At 30.8% G+C, this 18,624-nt stretch carries 20 protein-coding genes; 10 read left to right on the forward strand and 10 right to left on the reverse strand.

The annotated features are described in order from the left end of the window. Positions 1-200 precede the first annotated feature (200 nt). On the reverse strand, positions 201-1,079 hold the full coding sequence (dapA, locus tag EM932_RS14495) for a 4-hydroxy-tetrahydrodipicolinate synthase (protein ID WP_135877912.1): 879 nt from the start codon (positions 1,077-1,079) through the stop codon (positions 201-203). A gap of 2 nt (positions 1,080-1,081) precedes the next feature. Beyond that, positions 1,082-1,600 (reverse strand): DUF6913 domain-containing protein, encoded by a 519-nt coding sequence (locus EM932_RS14500; RefSeq protein ID WP_135877913.1) that lies wholly within the window; start codon positions 1,598-1,600, stop codon positions 1,082-1,084. Positions 1,601-1,682: 82 nt separating this feature from the next. On the opposite strand from EM932_RS14500, the gene EM932_RS14505 reads away from it, so the two are divergent. Further along, on the forward strand, positions 1,683-2,417 hold the full coding sequence (locus tag EM932_RS14505; RefSeq protein WP_246041079.1) for a 5'-nucleotidase C-terminal domain-containing protein: 735 nt from the start codon (positions 1,683-1,685) through the stop codon (positions 2,415-2,417). Between the two features lie 7 nt (positions 2,418-2,424). After that, entirely contained in the window at positions 2,425-3,342 is a 918-nt protein-coding gene (locus EM932_RS14510; protein WP_135877915.1) for a bifunctional metallophosphatase/5'-nucleotidase, read from the forward strand. Here EM932_RS14510 and EM932_RS14515 read toward each other — a convergent pair. Next, entirely contained in the window at positions 3,339-4,088 is a 750-nt protein-coding gene (locus tag EM932_RS14515) for a hypothetical protein (RefSeq protein ID WP_135877916.1), read from the reverse strand. The genes EM932_RS14510 and EM932_RS14515 overlap by 4 nt on opposite strands. 181 nt (positions 4,089-4,269) lie before the next feature. On the opposite strand from EM932_RS14515, the gene EM932_RS14520 reads away from it, so the two are divergent. Beyond that, a complete protein-coding gene (locus EM932_RS14520; protein ID WP_135877917.1) occupies positions 4,270-4,653 on the forward strand; it encodes a DoxX family protein in 384 nt (127 codons plus the stop codon). 3 nt (positions 4,654-4,656) lie between these two features. Here EM932_RS14520 and EM932_RS14525 read toward each other — a convergent pair whose 3' ends face one another. The 4 genes from EM932_RS14525 to EM932_RS14540 form a co-directional block, all read right to left on the reverse strand. Then, entirely contained in the window at positions 4,657-5,394 is a 738-nt protein-coding gene (locus EM932_RS14525) for a hypothetical protein (protein ID WP_135877918.1), read from the reverse strand. A gap of 108 nt (positions 5,395-5,502) precedes the next feature. Next, positions 5,503-7,500 carry an NAD-dependent DNA ligase LigA gene (ligA, locus tag EM932_RS14530; protein ID WP_135877919.1) on the reverse strand — a complete coding sequence of 666 codons (1,998 nt, stop codon included), beginning with the start codon at positions 7,498-7,500 and terminating at the stop codon, positions 5,503-5,505. 306 nt (positions 7,501-7,806) lie between these two features. Further along, positions 7,807-8,679 carry a peptide chain release factor N(5)-glutamine methyltransferase gene (prmC, locus tag EM932_RS14535; RefSeq protein WP_135877920.1) on the reverse strand — a complete coding sequence of 291 codons (873 nt, stop codon included), beginning with the start codon at positions 8,677-8,679 and terminating at the stop codon, positions 7,807-7,809. Beyond that, positions 8,676-9,167: a GNAT family N-acetyltransferase gene (locus EM932_RS14540; protein ID WP_135877921.1), complete on the reverse strand. Its 492-nt coding sequence runs from the start codon at positions 9,165-9,167 to the stop codon at positions 8,676-8,678. The genes prmC and EM932_RS14540 overlap by 4 nt, the downstream gene beginning before the upstream one ends. A 53-nt stretch (positions 9,168-9,220) precedes the next feature. Here EM932_RS14540 and EM932_RS14545 point away from each other — a divergent pair, with 53 nt between their 5' ends. The 3 genes from EM932_RS14545 to EM932_RS14555 are packed head-to-tail and all read left to right on the forward strand — an operon-like array spanning position 9,221 to position 11,283. After that, complete coding sequence (locus tag EM932_RS14545) at positions 9,221-9,676, forward strand: LEA type 2 family protein (protein ID WP_135877922.1); 456 nt, start codon at positions 9,221-9,223, stop codon at positions 9,674-9,676. Between the two features lie 4 nt (positions 9,677-9,680). Beyond that, the gene (gene ribD, locus EM932_RS14550) at positions 9,681-10,679 is read left to right on the forward strand and encodes a bifunctional diaminohydroxyphosphoribosylaminopyrimidine deaminase/5-amino-6-(5-phosphoribosylamino)uracil reductase RibD (protein ID WP_135877923.1); all 999 of its coding nucleotides are present in this window, start codon (positions 9,681-9,683) and stop codon (positions 10,677-10,679) included. Then, positions 10,672-11,283: an HAD family hydrolase gene (locus EM932_RS14555; protein WP_135877924.1), complete on the forward strand. Its 612-nt coding sequence runs from the start codon at positions 10,672-10,674 to the stop codon at positions 11,281-11,283. The genes ribD and EM932_RS14555 overlap by 8 nt, the downstream gene beginning before the upstream one ends. 146 nt (positions 11,284-11,429) lie before the next feature. Here the strand turns inward: EM932_RS14555 and EM932_RS14560 are convergent, their stop codons facing one another. After that, positions 11,430-13,787: a T9SS type A sorting domain-containing protein gene (locus EM932_RS14560; protein WP_135877925.1), complete on the reverse strand. Its 2,358-nt coding sequence runs from the start codon at positions 13,785-13,787 to the stop codon at positions 11,430-11,432. Positions 13,788-14,031: 244 nt separating this feature from the next. Between EM932_RS14560 and EM932_RS14565 the strand changes: the two genes are divergently transcribed. Beyond that, positions 14,032-14,643, forward strand: a complete 612-nt coding sequence (locus tag EM932_RS14565) for an IMPACT family protein (protein ID WP_135877926.1) — start codon at positions 14,032-14,034, stop codon at positions 14,641-14,643. On the opposite strand, the gene EM932_RS14570 is transcribed toward EM932_RS14565, so the two are convergent. Further along, positions 14,640-15,038, reverse strand: a complete 399-nt coding sequence (locus EM932_RS14570) for an acyl-CoA thioesterase (RefSeq protein ID WP_135877927.1) — start codon at positions 15,036-15,038, stop codon at positions 14,640-14,642. The two genes, EM932_RS14565 and EM932_RS14570, sit on opposite strands and share 4 nt — an antisense overlap. A gap of 191 nt (positions 15,039-15,229) precedes the next feature. Here EM932_RS14570 and dnaA point away from each other — a divergent pair, with 191 nt between their 5' ends. From dnaA to EM932_RS14585, 3 genes are read left to right on the forward strand one after another with little or no spacing between them, the layout of a single operon-like run. Beyond that, entirely contained in the window at positions 15,230-16,657 is a 1,428-nt protein-coding gene (gene dnaA, locus EM932_RS14575; protein WP_135877928.1) for a chromosomal replication initiator protein DnaA, read from the forward strand. Positions 16,658-16,669: 12 nt separating this feature from the next. Next, positions 16,670-17,122, forward strand: a complete 453-nt coding sequence (locus EM932_RS14580) for a low molecular weight protein-tyrosine-phosphatase (protein ID WP_135877929.1) — start codon at positions 16,670-16,672, stop codon at positions 17,120-17,122. A gap of 12 nt (positions 17,123-17,134) precedes the next feature. After that, on the forward strand, positions 17,135-17,851 hold the full coding sequence (locus EM932_RS14585) for an SAM-dependent methyltransferase (RefSeq protein WP_135877930.1): 717 nt from the start codon (positions 17,135-17,137) through the stop codon (positions 17,849-17,851). Positions 17,852-17,948: 97 nt separating this feature from the next. Here EM932_RS14585 and EM932_RS14590 read toward each other — a convergent pair whose 3' ends face one another. Then, positions 17,949-18,599: a peptidoglycan-binding protein LysM gene (locus tag EM932_RS14590; RefSeq protein WP_135877931.1), complete on the reverse strand. Its 651-nt coding sequence runs from the start codon at positions 18,597-18,599 to the stop codon at positions 17,949-17,951. Positions 18,600-18,624 lie beyond the last annotated feature (25 nt).

An 18,624-nucleotide genomic window follows, 5' to 3' on the forward strand; every position in this document is an offset into this window, starting at 1 on the left:
ATCTTCTCTGTTTTAAAAGATCAATCTTAATTTTCATCATTAACATCTCAATAATATCGAAATATCAATCATGACTATTTGATAGATTTTTAACAGAACGCAAAATTAAGTTATTAATATGGATTTAAAAAATATTATTTCAAAGCTAAAATAACTGCTAAAAGTCAGCAATCATAAGGTTTAAGTATTATTTAACAGTCCTAAAACTTATTTATAAAAGTTCTTATCTTTTCTTTTAATTGATTAGATGCTGGAACCACTGGTAATCTTACGGTATCCTGACACAGGTTTAAGGCTTCAAAAACAGCTTTAATCCCTGCTGGATTATTCTCCTCAAAAATATACCCGATAACATCCATTAGTTTATAATGAAGTTTATACGCTTCTTTTCCTTCATCTTTTAAGCCTAGACGTATCATCTCTGAAAATTCTTTAGGAAATGCCTGCCCTATTACTGAAATTACACCTGCTCCACCTGCCAAAACAATTCCCAAAGCTAAATCATCATCTCCCGAAATAATTAAGAAATCTTCTGGTTTATTCTTTAATAACTCTAAATATTGAGAAACATTGTTTCCTGCCTCTTTAACACCTATAATGTTTTTAAAATCATTAGCTAAACGTATGGTCGTTTCTGTTTCCATGTTCTTTGATGTCCTACCTGGAACATTATACAGAATAACATCTATTGGTGAAGCCTCAGAGATAGCTTTAAAGTGCTGATAAACACCTTCTTGAGTTGGTTTACTATAGTATGGCGATACAGATAAAATAGCATCTATATTACTTAAATCTGTTGTTTTTATTTCTTCAATAATCGCTGCTGTATTACTTCCTCCGATTCCTAAAACCAAGGGTAAACGACCATTATTAGTCTCAGAAATAGTCTTAATTACCTCTTTTTTTTCTTGCTTACTAAGTGTTACACTTTCTCCTGTTGTACCACAAATCACAAGATAATCGGTGCCATTATCGATATTGAAATTAACAATATTTGCTAAGGCACTATGGTCTACACTCAAATCTGAGTTAAAAGGTGTAACCAAGGCAACTCCAGTTCCTAAAAACTTACTATTCATTCTTAAATTTTATTTAATATGGTTAGGTATTTAATAGTCTCTTCTTTAAATACGTTAAATTCTTTCAGCTTTGTTTTAATAATTAAATCATTTAAACGCTCATCACTTTGTGCAATGCCTATTTTAAATTGTGCTTTAGATTTTGCTGTCATCATCTTTAGTTCTAAAACATCTTTTGTATAGTAACTAACTAAAGCATCATATTTAGTATCTAAAAATGTTTGCAATTCTACATTATTAATGGCGCCCTTCCAGCCAAAATCTTTAGGATTAAAACAAACATCCCATGACGTCAAAGTATCTTTATCATTTTCAGAAAAAGCTATGATCTTTAATTTATTATCACGAATTTTTAAAAAATCGGCAAATACTCTAAATAGTTTAAAGTCATCAATTTCATCAATGTTTAAAATAACACCCAAGCTCTCAATTTTCTTATCAGTAACAGTTACGTGTCGTTCTGATAACAATTTGTTTAAGTGCTTTACATTAGATTTTTCTTTAAAACCCTTTAAAATCATTTATCTTTATGCTTTTGCACAAAGGTAGCAAAAGTACACTCAAAATATTCTTTTATATATGAGGTTAACACATTTAATTTTTTTGTTATATTTTTTTAACCTTTTTAATTGTAAGCAGGTAAAATTTGAATTAGCGAAAATTGAAGGAGAACAAATTCAAATTACAGATACACTAATTGCTAGTTCTGAAATTGAAGCCTTTATAAAACCTTATAGGAATCATATTCAAAAGGATTTAGATAGTGTTTTAGCTTATTCTGCTAACACCTACTCTAAAAACGATGGGGCACTTAATACGGCTCTTGGAAATTTTATGGCTGATGCTATTTATAGCGAAGCTAATCCTATTTTTAAAAAAAGAACCGGTAAAAACATTGATATGGTATTGCTCAATCATGGAGGAATTCGGTCTATTTTATCAAAAGGAAACGTAACCAAAAGAACCGCTTATCAATTAATGCCTTTTGAAAATAGCATAGTCGTAGTTGCTTTAAAAAAGAATCAAATAGACAGCCTGATTAATTACTTGATTAGAAAAAAGAGACCCCATCCCATATCTAAACTCAAATTAACAATAAACGGAAATGATAAAATAATTGACGTTAAAATAAAAGATAAAAACATTAAATCTGATAAAATATATTATGTAGTAACTAATGATTATTTATACAACGGTGGAGACAATATGACATTTTTTAAAACGAACGACAGCCTGTACGTCTTAAATTACAAAATTAGAAATGCTTTAATTGATAATTTTAAAAAGATAGATACCATTAAGCCAGTAATAGACAACAGATTCATTCAAATAAAATAAAAAGTATATGAAGCGTAGAGATTTTATACAACAAGCCTCTGCTGGAACTGCATTAGTAACCCTTGGCGGTTTAGGCTTACAGTCTTTTACAACCGCATCAAAATCTAAAAAAATAACGATTCTACATACTAACGATGTACACAGTCATATTGATCCTTTTGGACCTGAAGATGGTAGAAATGCCAATAAAGGAGGGGTTGCCAGAAGAGCTAGTTTAATTGAATCTATTAGACAAAAAAATCCGAATACATTATTATTGGATGCGGGCGATATTTTTCAAGGCACACCTTATTTTAATTATTATGGTGGTGAATTAGAATTTAAATTAATGAGTAAACTAAAATACGATGCTGCTACTATAGGCAATCATGATTTCGATAATGGTATTGATGGTTTATATGCACAGCTAGAGCATGCAAAATTTCAATTTGTTTCAGCCAATTATGACTTTTCTAATACTATAATGGACACGCATACAAAACCATATAAAGTATTCCAAAAGGATAACATAAAAATAGGCGTTTTTGGACTTGGAATAGAACTAAACGGACTGGTTGATCCATCCATGTTCAAAGAAACAAAATACTTAGACCCTGTTGAGACTGCTCAAGACATGTCTAGAATTTTAAAAACAGAAGAACACTGCGATTTAGTAATCTGTTTATCCCATTTAGGATATAACTACAAAAAAGACCCAAATAAAATAAGTGATTTAAAATTAGCTGCCGCCACTAAAGACATCCATTTAATTATTGGCGGACATACTCATACCTTTTTATCAAAACCAACTATTGTTAAAAATATTGAAGAAAAAAATATGCTTGTAAACCAAGTTGGATGTTACGGTATTAATCTTGGTAAAATTGATTTTCATTTTGATTCGAGCAAGAATATTTCAGCAAACGGAACTTCAATAATAGTTTAAGCTAAAATATTGTCTGAAGAATATCTTTCCCTTAACTTATAAATAGTCGCTTTATACCTATTATCAACAATCATATATTTAAAAATAAAATAGAGTCCTACTGCATAAAGCGCTCTATAAAGCAATTCAAAACTCCAATGGTACAAGTAATAAAGGTTAACATAATTTAAAATAGTAGAAAACCCTATAAAAATTGCAGCCACTAAAAATAAAATAGATTGTTTTGTTTGTGTATTTAAATACACTCCAAAAGAGATAAAGGCTAGTATAATTAAAGCCAAACTTTTTAAACCAAATAAAAGTACTTCTGTTTGATCTGGAATAATAACTTTTAGTACACTATATAAGGTGTATAAGAAGAATACATTTATTACAAAAACACCTAATAGGTAAAGCCCTATCAATTTGTCTATTTTCAACAGCTTAAACTTTGGCATAACTATGGCAATTAAATACAAATAGCTTAAAAAGTAAAGAATACTGGAAACTTTAATATAAATTTCATTTGAAAAAAAAGTTAATGAAAGATCTCCCAAGAATGCAAACAATAAAAAAGAAATAAAAATAACTCCTAGAATTTTATACTTTAAAAGATAAAATATTAAAAATGCTGGTATAAATAGAGCCATTGTTGATTTTAACAATAATGAATCTTGAGTAAAAGCTACAAAAAAATTTATTGCAATTAATCCTAATAAAGCACAAAAAAACGTTTTATCGAAAGTAAGGTTAAGGCTATTTTTCATGGTTTCTGAGGTTAGTAGGTTATTCCAAATATAAAAATATAATTCTTTTTTAACGATAAAATCATGCTTTTTATCGGTATTAATTAAAAAATATACCGTTTATCTATTAAAATTGAATTCAGAAATGATAAGTATCTGTAAATAAAACGTCTAAATTTTAAGATTATAAATTTTACTCAAAATGAAAAAACATTTACCTCTAGTCTTAAGAATAATTGTTGCCGTTATTTTAATACAAACATTGCGTTTTAAATTTACTGCACATCCAGATAGTGTCTATATTTTTAATCGTGTAGGCCTAGAACCTTATGGTAGAATTGGCATTGGAATTTTAGAACTTATTGCAGGTATACTTTTACTTATCCCCAAGACCATATGGGCAGGTGCTGTACTTACTTTAGGTGTGATAAGTGGCGCTATATTAATACATTTAACACAGCTTGGAATTGAAGTGAATAATGATGGAGGTGTTTTATTTATTACTGCTATTGTTACGTTTATACTTTCGGCAGTAATTCTTTATATATATAAAAAAGATATTCCGTTTATAAAAAAGGCTGGATAGTATTTATTCCATTGCCATATACCTCTCTTCTTCATTCAAAACATTTAATAGTTTTGCTTGTTGATAGAAAAAGTAAAAAGCAACTAGCGTAAGCGTAGTAGAGATAAAGTTAAGCAAGCTCCTTTGTGCTATATAAAAATACGCCACTTGCATGACTTCTGAAAAGACAATACACAATGCTCCTATAAATAAATACAAAGACTTCTTATTATCTCTGTAAAAATAATTCAATAATGCTACAGATAACAATAGAAGCATAACAATGTTGTATACCATCTCTAGATAATATTCATTTTCCATATTAAAATTAGGCTCCAATATTACTTGTAAAACATATACTAAATATACATTCAAAATTGCTAAAACAATTAAATGAATTTTAAAATTTTTAAGCACATAAAATAGACTTAGCGATTTACTAATTTTTACAACCAAAAATACATATGCAAGTATGAATAATGAATTCCCTACAAAATAATCTATGTCATTCAAATTACCTGCTTTATCATCCGGCATAAAAGATATTACTATTCCCATTAAATCTGATATGGAATAACATAAAATAAATAATAAAAAGAATATATTTTTTGTTCTTACAAAAATCACATACATTAGTGCTATCAATGGAGTTATTAAACAATCTAGGCTAAAAGAAAGAGCATCATTTCCATTAAATTCATTGATGGTAAATAATACATACATTAACAAAACACATCCTACCAAGACTTTCGACTTGTACATAATAGCGATTTTTGGTTCATCGACAAATATAGAGAAATTTTACAATTAAATAGTAAAAATATGCTTTTTATCGATTAAAAAATGTGTTTTGTCGATTTTTTAGATGAATTACTGTATTTTTTGTAAGAATTCATTTTCACTTATTAATTGTACCCCAAGTTTGTCAGCTTTTTCCTTTTTACTAGGCCCCATATTGCTCCCTGCAACGATATAACTTGTTTTAGAAGAAATGGAACTACTTAACTTACCTCCGTTATCTTCTATGAGTTTTTTAAGATCATTTCGTGAGACATTCTCAAAAACACCAGAAATAACAATTACATCCCCTGCCAATATATTTGTTTGTCCAATTAATTGCTCTTCAGACAATTCTAATTGAACCCCAAATTGCTTTAACCTATCAATTATATGCAAGTTTACTTCCGATTTAAAAAATACACTTACACTTCTTGCAATCTTAACGCCTATTTCATCAACATTAACCAAATCTTCTTCTGTAGCATTAGCTATTGCTTCAATACTTTTATAATGTTTAGCTAATTTTTTAGCAACAGTTTCTCCTACGTATCGAATTCCTAAAGCAAACAGAACACGTTCAAAAGGAATATTTTTAGAAAGTGCTATCCCTTGAATCAAATTATCTGCACTTTTTTCTGCCATACGTTCTAAAGGAATAACTTCTTCTTTGGTTAATTCATACAAATCTGAATAATCAGAAATCAAACCTTCATTTACCAAAAGAGCAACTGTTTCTCCTCCCAGCCCTTCAATGTCCATAGCTTTCCTCGATATAAAGTGCTGAATTCTTCCAATGATCTGTGGTTTACAGCCATTATAATTAGGACAATAGTGCTGAGCCTCGCCTTCCTGTCTCACAAGTTCAGTTTCACATTCCGGACAATGTGTAATGTATACTGTTGGTTGAGAAACATGAATTCTCTTAGTAAAATCTACCCCAAGGATTTTTGGGATAATCTCTCCTCCTTTTTCAACATAAACCTCATCCCCTACTCGTATATCTAATTTTTCAATTTGATCCGCATTATGCAGCGATGCACGTTTTACAGTAGTTCCTGCTAATTCTACAGGCTCTAAATTAGCAACTGGCGTAATTGCTCCTGTACGCCCTACTTGATAGGTAATACTATTTAATTTTGTTGAAACTTGCTCTGCTTTGAATTTATAGGCCATAGCCCATCTTGGAGCTTTTGCTGTATAACCCAATTCTTCTTGCTGCTGCAAACCGTTTACTTTTATAACTACACCGTCTGTCTCATAGGGTAAATGATGGCGATTTACATTCCAATAATCGACAAACTCCAGAACTTCGTCAATAGAATTAACAAGTTTTGCTGCATTTGGTACTTTAAAACCCCAAGCTCTTGCCTTTTCTAAACTTTCAAATTGTGTTTTAATATTCAAATTGGAACCCGTTATATTATAAAGGAAACATTCCAAAGGACGTTTAGCAACCTCTGCACTATCCTGAAGTTTTAAACTACCGGAAGCCGTATTTCTAGGATTTCTATAAGGCTCTTCTCCTATTTCAATACGCTCCTCGTTCATTTTATTGAAACCATCAAAGGGCAATACAATTTCACCTCTTATGTCAAATTTTACAGGATAGTCAGCTCCTTTAAGCTGCAATGGTATTGATTTAATGGTTTTTATATTAGCAGTTACATTATCACCTTGAACGCCGTCTCCTCTTGTTACCGCTTTAATAAGGTTACCATTTTCATAAGTTAAACTAATAGATGCTCCGTCGTATTTTAATTCACATATATATTGAATCTCACCATCCACTAATTTTTTAATACGGGTTTCCCAATCTTGCAAATCTTCTTTAGAATAAGAATTATCTAAAGAATACATACGATGCTCATGTACAACAGTTTCAAAATTCTTAGTTATCTCTCCACCAACCCTTAAGGTAGGAGAATTAGCATCAAAAAACTCAGGGTGTTTAGCCTCTAATTCCTGAAGTTCTTTAAGCTTTTTATCGAATTCATAATCAGAAATCGTTGCGCTATCAAGCACATAGTAATTGTAGTTATGTTCTCTAAGTTCCGTTCTTAAAGTTTCAATTAATTCCTTAGTTCCCATTAAAAAGTAATAGATTATTTTTTAAAGCTCCTAATATACTAAAATGAGTTCCAAGAAATTATTACTAAAGTTACTTTTTATCAGTTTTTTATTCAACACTCTGGATACAAGTAACCCGAATATTACCAATAAAAAATAGCCTTTCTTTAGTTTTTAAAATTTTTACTAATAATGCAGCCAATGTTTTAGGTTTTGTTTAATTATTTTCATGTGGCACCTTTCTAAACACATCGTTTTACTTTAAATTTAAATGATTACAAAAACAGCTCTTGTTTCTACTTTTAACGAATTGTTTTCAATATTTTATTAGCCCACAAATACAGCTTTAATCATTCTATCTTTTTTAAAGATATCTTGTTTTAGCTTTATATTATTAAAGTTGTTGTTTTTAAGTAATCGTATCATATCATTACCTAAATACTCGTTAATTTCAAAAAACAATAACCCTTCATTTTTTAAATTACTCAAAGCAAATTGAGTGATGGCTTCGTAAAATTGTAAAGGATTTTCATCTTTTACGAATAATGCTAAATGCGGTTCATTATTTACGACATTAGGTTTCATAAATGCCTTTTCTCGCTCTCGAACATATGGTGGGTTAGACACAATAACATCAAATTTTAAATTTTTAAATTCAGCATTAAAAGTCTCAGTGTCTAAAATATTTGCTTCTATAAATTCAACTGTAACATGATTCAATTCAGCATTTTGTTTTGCTATTTTAAGCGCCTCATTACTAACATCTAAAGCATAAACCTTCACATTTGGTAAACTTTTAGCCAAAGAAACAGCAATACAGCCACTGCCAGTTCCAATATCTAATATTGTATAGTTAGTTACCGTTTCTTGTGTGTTTTCTGCTTGTTTTAAAACCCAATCTACAAGTTCTTCTGTTTCCGGTCTTGGAATTAATACACTATTGTTAACCTTAAAAGGAAGCCCATAAAACTCTGTATCTCCTACTATATATTGTATAGGCTCTTCTTTTTTTAACAACTGTAAAGCGTTTAGAATAATCTCATTATTATCAACTTTATAATCAGGCTCTAAAGCTAATTGCATTCTGGTAACTGAATAATAGGTTTCTATTAATATAAAAAAGAAACTATCTATCTCTTCTTTACCATAAATAGCACCTAATTCTTTATGAAATATGTCCTGAATTTTTTTTAAGCTCATAAGTCCTTTATCATCCAAACACCACAAGAATAGTGTCCCGTATTACCTAAACCGCTTTTCAAATGTTTAAAACCATAGCTTTCATAAATATGAATAGCCGCTTTAAGTTGTGGTGCGGATTCTATGTAACATTGTTTATATCCTAATTCCTTGGCTGATTGCAAACATTTTTCAAACATTAATTTACCATAACCTTTACCTCTTACTTTTGGAGAAAAATACATCTTTTGAATTTCGCAAACATCAGCTTCAAAATCTTTTAGAGGCTTAATTCCTCCTCCTCCTAAAACCTCGCCATTATTATCAATCACATAATATACATCATTACTATTTTGATAAGACTCAAACATTCTCGGAGTTTCTTCATCTGTATATGCCGTACCTTCTAATGGAATTTTAAACTCGTGAAAACAACCTCTTATAACTTGTTCTATTTGTTGATTGTCTTCAAGCTTAATTTCTCGAATAACTATAGTATCTTTACTCACTTTTAAAAGTATAATTTTATCTAAGTGAAGATACTTAAATCTAAAAAAATAGGATGAGGAATATCATTATTTTATCAACAATATTATTTGCTTTTATAAGTTGTTCGGTTAACAAAAAACCAGAGTTTTTATATGTTGAAAACATTAAAGTCCAAGAATCGACTTCAAAGCATATAACTCTTACAGCAGATGCTTTTTTTATAAACCCAAATGATATTGGTGGTGAATTAAAAACTGACGAAATAGCGGTTTTTATTAATGATAATGAAATGGCTACAGTATCAACTAAAAGCTTTAAAGTACCTGCCAAAAAAGAATTTTCAATTCCCTTGAAAGCAAACATTCCTACCGATAGCATTTTTAGCAACAAAAATCTTGGAGGATTTCTTGGCAGCTTATTCAATCAAAAAATTAAAGTACAATATAAAGGCGATATTATATACAAAGCCTTAGGAGTTTCGTTTACTTACAATATAGACAAAACTGAAAACGTGAAGATTAAACTATAAATGATTGACTAATAACGAAACATATATAAAACGCTGTATAGAAATTGCTAAAAACGGCTTAGGCTATACCAGACCAAACCCTATGGTTGGCTCTGTTATTGTTTATAATAATCAAATTATAGGAGAAGGTTATACAAGCCCCTATGGCGGTAATCATGCCGAAGTTAACGCTATAAATTCTGTTGCAGACAAAGCTTTATTAAAAAATGCTACTATATACGTAACGCTAGAACCCTGTTCCCATTATGGAAGAACACCTCCTTGTAGCGATCTTATTATCAAACATAAAATTCCAAATGTGGTTATTGGATGTATAGATGACAACACAAAAGTTGCTGGTAAAGGAATTAAGAAACTCATAGAAGCTCATTGTAATGTTACTGTTGGAGTTTTAGAAATAGTATGCAAAGAACACCATAAACGTTTTTTTACATATCATAATAAAAAGCGTCCATATATCATTTTAAAATGGGCAGAAACCAAGGATGGTTTTATAGCACCCAAAAACAGAGAAGAACAGAAACCTGTTTGGATCACTAATAAGTATTCAAGACAATTAGTTCATAAATGGCGAGCCGAAGAACAAGCTATCTTAGTTGGCACTAATACTGTTTTGCAAGACAATCCAAGTTTAACTACCAGGGACTGGAAAGGTAACCATCCAATTAGGATTGTTTTAGATAAAGACTTAAAACTCTCCAAAGAATTTTCAGTTTTCAACAATGACGCTAAAACGATTACAATAAACAATTTCGATTTTAGTAAAAATATAGCTCAACAAATTTGTGACGTTTTACATCAAAATGATATCACTTCTGTAATTATTGAAGGTGGACAAAAAACACTACAAACCTTCATAGATGAAAGTATATGGGACGAAACTAGAGTTTTCATAGGAAACACAGAATTCAAAAAAGGGGTAAAAGCACCAACATTTTCAGGCAAGTTAATTTCGGAAGAAAAAATTATGTCTGACATTCTTAAAGTTTACAGAAATGATTAAAACTATTATTTTCGATTTCGGAAATGTATTTATCAACTTAAATCTAGAAGGCCACACGCAACATGCTCTCAAAGCTTATGAAATTGAAACTTTTTCAGAAGAAATGATTGCTTTTAACAGCTTTTACGAACAAGGTCTTATTTCAACTGCTGAGTTTCTTGAATTTTACACGGAAAATTTTCCAAAACTTTCAACCAAAGAGTTCATTGATATTTGGAATTTTATGTTGAAAGATTTCCCTATACACCGTTTAGATTTTTTAAAACAACTTAAATCAGATTCAAAATACAATCTTATTTTATTAAGCAATACTAACGAGCTTCACATAAATTGGATTAAAAAACACATTTCTTTTTATGAAACATTTAAAAGCTATTTTGATGTTTTTTATTTATCACACGAAATTGGTTTAAGGAAACCTAATCAAGACATTTTTGAATTTGCGCTAAATGAAAATAAATTAAGTGCAGAAGAATGCCTTTTTATTGATGATAATATTGATAATATTAACACTGCAAAAGAATTAGATCTCAATGTTTGGAATATCAACCCTAAAACCGATGACATCACAAATCTATTCACTATAAAGAAAAACTTGTTTTGAGGCTGTCTAAAAAGCAATTAATTATTGTCAAACTGAGCGCAGTCGAAGTTATAATGTTTTGAAAACTAAAGCATTTCGACTGCGCTCAATGTGACATTTAAACTAAAAACTTACTTTTTAGACAGCCTCTTTTTTCATATGGCTTATTAATCAACAATAACTTTCTTAATAATCTTATTGTTATCTGTTTTAAATATCACAAAATAGATTCCTTTAGACCAATCATCAACATCAATAGCCGTTTTTCCTCCAACCATTTCTAGTTCTTTTTTTGCATATACTATATTCCCTAAAACATCTACTATAGACAAAGCCCCACCTATATTATCTTTTATTTTGATATTTAAAATAGAATTTGCAGGATTAGGGTATATAGAAAAAACATTTTTAAAATTATTATCACCTACACTCAAAGCCCCTACATAAGTTAAAATTATTCTGGTAGCTGTCCAATAAGCATCACTCCCACCTCGATCTGAAAACTCTAATGAAAGTTTCCCATCAGTTACATCTACTTCAAATATTTCATTAAAATATGCACCAGCTGTACTATTTATATTTTCCAACCTATCAACACCTTCTGCTTTAACAAATATATTATCGTGTGAATAAGAACGATCACCAAATGTAATAAGTACCCTCCACTTGCCATTACGCAATTTTGTTTCAAAAGTTCCTGGTTGTGAAGATAGACATAAGTCTCTATTTAGATTGTTAGTCCCAGAGTCACTACCGCGATCCCTATCACCAATATTAGTCGTGTCTGTCCATCCATACAAACTATTAGATGTGTCTCCATGTACTCTATCATAATCAGACCATACTATAGAGGTTCGAGTTCCCAAATCAAATCTAAACTGATCACTATTTTCATCAAAAAGAGAAGCTTCACTCCCCACATAAACAGCCCCAAAATCTGTACCTCCAGATGTATCGAAAACAGTGTAATGGAAAAAATCTTTTCCAATAAGCCCTGATGCTGGTGGAGTATAAATAATTTCGTTTCTACCCCCAGGACCTGTACCTGCTGAAAGACTAATAGTTCCGCCAAGGTTACTTACTTGATCCAAAATTCTAACATCCAACACATCATTATTAACATCATAATCATTTGCAATTACATCTATAGTAATTGGATTGTTAGATGGTAGATCATATTCATCATAAACTCCAAAAGGACGTATTTGACTCGGGTTTGACACTAGATCTCCTGCTGAGCGCTTGTTATTAAGCACTTGTCTTACAACTTGCGCCTCGGTTGTAGAAAACCGCCCTATATTTCTATTTCCAGAACCATGCATAACACTAATCCAATAATCTCTTCCTCCAGCAGTAGTAGCTCCCGAATTAACCCTAGGTCTGTTCTCATAAAATAAACCCGAACTATTTGTATGTCTGAGATTAAAAATATGACCAACTTCATGTACTGCTGTTCCATTTGCCCAACTAGTTGCTCCATTACCTCCCATAGTACCATATTTAAATGGGGTTGCTACTTTATTAACATATGCCAAGCCTGAAGGCGCTGATTTTACATGATAAACAGCTACATCATGTGTTGTACCAACTTCTCCTGGATTATTATTCCAATAATCTTTAAATGCCGCTAAACTTGAACTTGCTGTAGAAGAGGTTCCTGTACCAGTTACTAAGTCTCTTAAAGGATCTGTACTAATATTAGTTCTAATAATAACAGTACCAAGTGTAAATTTAACTCCAGAACCATGAAGATAACGCCTATTTAGATTACCTATTATAGATTGCGCTGAAGCTTGTGCTACCGACAAATCCTCATTATATGCTTCAGCAAAAAAAGATCTCGACCCAATTTCTACGCCAATTTCATATTCAAGCACATCCATTATAGTAGTTGGCGGCAAAGTTGCTGTAAGCGCCCTTCCTTCTTTTAACAATTGCTTATTTGAACTCTTTGAAGTATTAGTTAAAGGTGTAGCTTTTGCAACTGAACTTTGAATTTTAGGCATAGAATAATCATGCGCTTCATGATTATCGCCTAACATACAACCCTTTCCTAAATGTGAATTTTCAGTCTTAACCCTAAAAATTTCATGAGTCTTATGTTTTTTTGATAATGGTCTTATTTCTATAGTTTCACTTTCGGAAGTAACAATAGTTCCTATTAAACCTTTTTCACAAATAATGGCATTAACAAAATACTCTGGATGTTCTTTAACATTACCTATATAACTACATTCTTTAGGTTTTTCTACCTCAATCAACTTACCAGTTCCGTCATCAATTAAAAATCTGGTGTTTTTTCCATAAGAAAGACTTTTCTCAAGTTCTAAAGTCATCTCTTCACCCAAATAAGAAATTGGTATTGAAAAACTAGATGGCAAATTTTCAGGAAGAGATTGAATAGTTGAAATCTCCTTTTGATGATTTTTTTCTTCGGATTTTATATCATTTTGTGCACTTGGACTTAAATAACTTAGAATAAGAAATAAAAAAAGTCCTTTTCGATATGGTAGTTTTAACATCATGATTTATATTTTTGTTAGAGTTTAGATTAAATGTCTTATAAATTTAGTACTAAAATTACTATCTTATGTGGTACAAATATTCCTTTTTTAATACATATTTTGTTCATTTTCAATCTAAAACAACAAACCTCTCTTCCTTTTTGTTAAAATAAAACTCATACAAACACAAACACTATTCAATGATTTTGAATTTTATGTATAAAGTTTCACATGAACATAAAAATTATACCTTATTATTGTAAAAATGAATTCGATAAAAGACACTTATAGAACAATTCTCAAAGCTTCGGAAGAAAACCTTTATAAAGACAAAAACAGTAAGTTTTACGGTTATGCTTTTCCAGTTTTAACAGAAAGTGATGTAAAAATCCACATTGAAACATTAAAAAACACACATCATGCCGCAAGACATTGGTGCTATGCTTATCAATTAGGAACAGAGACTTTCTCTTATCGCGCCAATGATGATGGAGAACCTAGCAATTCTGCTGGTATGCCAATTTATGGGCAAATTCAATCTTTTAATGTCACTAATATTTTGGTGGTTGTGGTAAGATATTTTGGTGGTGTTAAATTAGGCGTCGGTGGTTTAATTAATGCCTACAAAACAACAGCTCAGATAACATTAGAGCATTCCAATATATCAGAAAAGACTATAAATATAAATTACCTTATTTCATTCGATTATAAAAACATGAATAAAGTGATGCGCATTATTAAAGAAAAAAACTTAAATATCAACAATCAAGTATTAGAAATGGATTGTAAAATTACTATTTCGGTCAGAAAAAAGGACGCACAATCTATTTTTGAAACTTTTAATCACTTATTCGAAATAGATATTAAAAAAATTTAGCCAGCTAAAAGATCTAAAAGATATTGTGGTGCTTTAGTAGGTTTGTTAGTTTTCATATCGATAAATACCAAAATCGTGCTAGCAGTTGTTAAAATTTCACCCTTTTTATTAGTGATTTCGTACTCAAATTCGATCTTAATCGTAGGATTTTTCTTTAGTTGAGTTTTTACATTAATTACATCATCATAACCCGCTGATTTCTTATAGTTTATGTTCAAAGAAACAACTGGTAACATGATCCCACTTTCTTCCATCATTTTATAAGAAACCCCTAATTTCCGTAACCACTCAACTCTACCCATTTCAAGGTATAACGCGTAATTACCATGATAAACAACTCCCATTTGGTCAGTTTCACCATATCTCACTCTTATTTGTATTTCGTCGATTTTCATAGGGATTATTAATTTTTTTTTCGTAGTTTCGGCATGAGCTTAAACATGAGGAAAAAATTCTAAAAATTCAATAGTAAATCATTTTTTTTTTAAGAATTTTGTTCACATCTTTGCCACAAGTAAATTGGGTCAGAGGGGAAAATTCAATCTCTCTATTATTAACTAACTAACAAATAACTACTAGTAAACTAATGGGTGTAACTGCGCAATCGGTATGGGATAATTGTCTAGATTTTATAAAGGATAACATTCAGCCGCAAGCATACAAAACTTGGTTTGAACCTATTATAGCAGTTAAACTTACAGACAACGCATTAAGCATTCAAGTTCCTAGTAAATTTTTTTACGAATGGCTTGAGGAACATTATGTAAAAATCCTAAAAGTGTCACTTACAAAAGAATTAGGAGAGACCGCTAAACTTGTTTACATTATAAAAATGGAAAACACGTATGGCAATAAACAACCTTTTACAGAAAAAATCCCTAGTTCGAATAGAAGTTCGGTAAAATCACAAGACGTTGATATTCCTTTAAACAATAAAAGTCCAGAATTAAGAAACCCTTTTGTTATACCTGGTATTAGAAATGTTAAGATTGAATCTCAACTAAATCCAAATTATAGTTTCGAAAACTTTTTAGAAGGCGACTCTAATCGTTTAGCACGTAGTGCTGGTTTAGCTGTTTCTGCCAAACCTGGTGGCACCTCTTTCAATCCACTTTTAATTTTTGGAGGTGTTGGCCTTGGTAAAACACATTTAGCTCACGCTATTGGAGTTGATATAAAAGATAAATATCCAGAAAAAACTGTTTTGTATATTTCTGCAGAGAAGTTTACACAACAATATATAGATGCAGTTAAGAAAAATAACAGAAATGATTTTATTCATTTTTATCAGATCATTGATGTCTTAATTATTGATGACGTTCAATTCTTTTCTGGAAAAACAGGAACACAGGACGTCTTCTTCCATATATTTAATCACTTACACCAAAATGGCAAACAGGTTATCTTAACTAGTGATAAAGCACCTGTTGATATGCAAGATATAGAGCAACGCTTATTATCTAGATTTAAATGGGGACTTTCTGCCGAATTACAAACACCAGATTTTGAAACTAGAGTGTCTATTCTTAAGAATAAATTATATCGTGATGGTGTAGAAATGCCAGAAGATATTATTGACTATGTAGCTAAGAACATTAAAACGAATGTTAGAGAATTAGAAGGAGCTATAATCTCATTAATAGCACAATCTTCATTCAATAAAAAAGAAATTACCATAGACCTGGCCAGAATTATCGTTGAAAAATTTGTTAAGAATACCAAACGTGAAGTTTCAATAGATTACATACAAAAAGTAGTATCGGATTATTTCCAAATGGATATTGACACCCTACAATCTAAAACAAGAAAACGTCACATTGTTCAAGCACGCCAATTAGCTATGTTTTTTGCAAAAAAATTCACTAAAGCATCATTGGCAAGTATTGGTTCTCAAATAGGAAAACGCGATCACGCTACTGTTTTGCACGCTTGTAAAACGGTGGACAATTTATCTTCAACAGATAAACAATTTAGAAAATATGTTGAGGATATCACTAAAAAGCTTTCTGTTTAAAATCTACATAAAATGACTAAAATTCTGATGGTATGTCTGGGAAACATTTGTCGTTCTCCCCTAGCCGAAGGTATTTTGAGATCTAAACTTTCAAGCGATTTATTTCAAGTAGATTCTGCCGGCACCGCTAATTATCACACAGGAAGCTCTCCAGATAAACGTTCTATTGCTGTTGCTAGAAAATACGGATTGGATATTTCTCATTTAAGAGGTCGACAATTTAAAACTTCAGATTTTGATTCGTTCGATTTAATTTACGTAATGGATGAATCTAATTATAGAAATGTTATTTCTCTAGCTAGAAACGATGAAAACAAAACAAAAGTAAAATTTATCTTAAACGAAGTATATCCAAATCAAAATTATGATGTTCCTGATCCTTATTATGGAGGTGATGATGGGTTTGAAAATGTTTACAAAATGTTAGATGAAGCCTGTGAAGTGATAGCAAAAAATCTAACTTAAATAAAAACTTTTATGAATGCAGTAAAAGGTAAGTTATATTTAATCCCAACAACTTTAGGAGATAATGATCCTTTAGAAGTTTTACCTGCATCAGTAAAACAAATAATAGAACAAATCGACACCTACATAGTCGAGAATGAAAAAACAGCCAGACGTTTTATTAAAAAAATAACGCCTGATAAATCGCAACCTTCATTAAATATGTTTCATTTAAACAAATTTACTGATCCAAGCGAGTTACCAAGTTTTTTATCTCCTTGCTTAAACGGCACCAATGTTGGACTTCTATCTGAAGCTGGATGTCCAGGTGTTGCAGACCCCGGTGCTGATATTGTGAAATTAGCACATCAAAAAAATATTAAAATAGTGCCTTTGGTTGGCCCATCATCTATTTTAATGGCTATAATGAGTTCTGGTATGAACGGGCAAAGCTTTGCTTTTAATGGCTATTTACCAATTGATAAAGGTGAACGAAGAAGTGAAATTAAACGATTAGAACGGTTATCTTTTGACCACAATCAATCACAGTTATTCATAGAGACACCATACAGGAACAATAAAATGCTAGAAGACCTATGCCATATGTTAGAAAAAAACACGGACATATGTGTTGCATGCGATATCACTTTAAACACAGAATTTATAAAAACACAAACAGCTAATGAATGGAAAAAAAATATTGTAGACCTACATAAGAGGCCTACAATATTTATTATTCATAAAAGCTAGATTCACACTTTTACCGAAACAAGTTCAGCACAGGCACAAGAATGACAATTTTCAGTTGAAACCTCGATGCAAAAAACATCTCGGAGTTATTTTACAACTAAATAGCCTTTGCTTTCTTGTTTGGTTTTACAAAAGAAGTATCGTATCCAGAAAAACGCTTCATGTATTCACGTACAGTAGTACCATAACCATCAGCGAAATTATCTAAACCATAACTTCTTAAATATTTTTTCACATTACCAGGGCCTGCTAAATGTGCCGCAGCTAAAATACCCGACTCTGTTACTATAATGCCATTAATTCGTTTACCAACAAAGTTCTTAATGTCACGTCTCAAAATCCATTTGTTACGCTCTGCATTTGCAATAAAAGCACGCTCCTGGAGCTTCGGGTTCTTTAAAAATTTAACAGAATTCTTAATTCCAATCATTCTTAAAGTTTCCTTTCCGAATTGATACTTTCCTAAATAACCAAATGTATTCACAGAAAAGTAGTCACCTCCAGATTCTTTAAAAGCTAATGCTTCTTTAAACCCAACAAACGACTTACCTAAGTAAGGAGAGAACGATTCATTAGATGCTAACAAATTAAAGTCTTCATTTGTATTATCACGCACTGTATAATTTAAGTCTAATCCTTTTGTAGAATACTTACTTAAATCAACCGTTTCATCAGATGAAAACGACACACTTAATATAAAACATATTGTAAGCGCGAGGGTAATAAAACTTGCAATATTCTTTACCATAATTTTAAATTTTTTCAGTGTATTT

Origin of the sequence: Flavivirga rizhaonensis, from assembly GCF_004791695.1 — a bacterium.
Taxonomy (GTDB): Bacteria; Bacteroidota; Bacteroidia; order Flavobacteriales; family Flavobacteriaceae; genus Flavivirga; species Flavivirga rizhaonensis.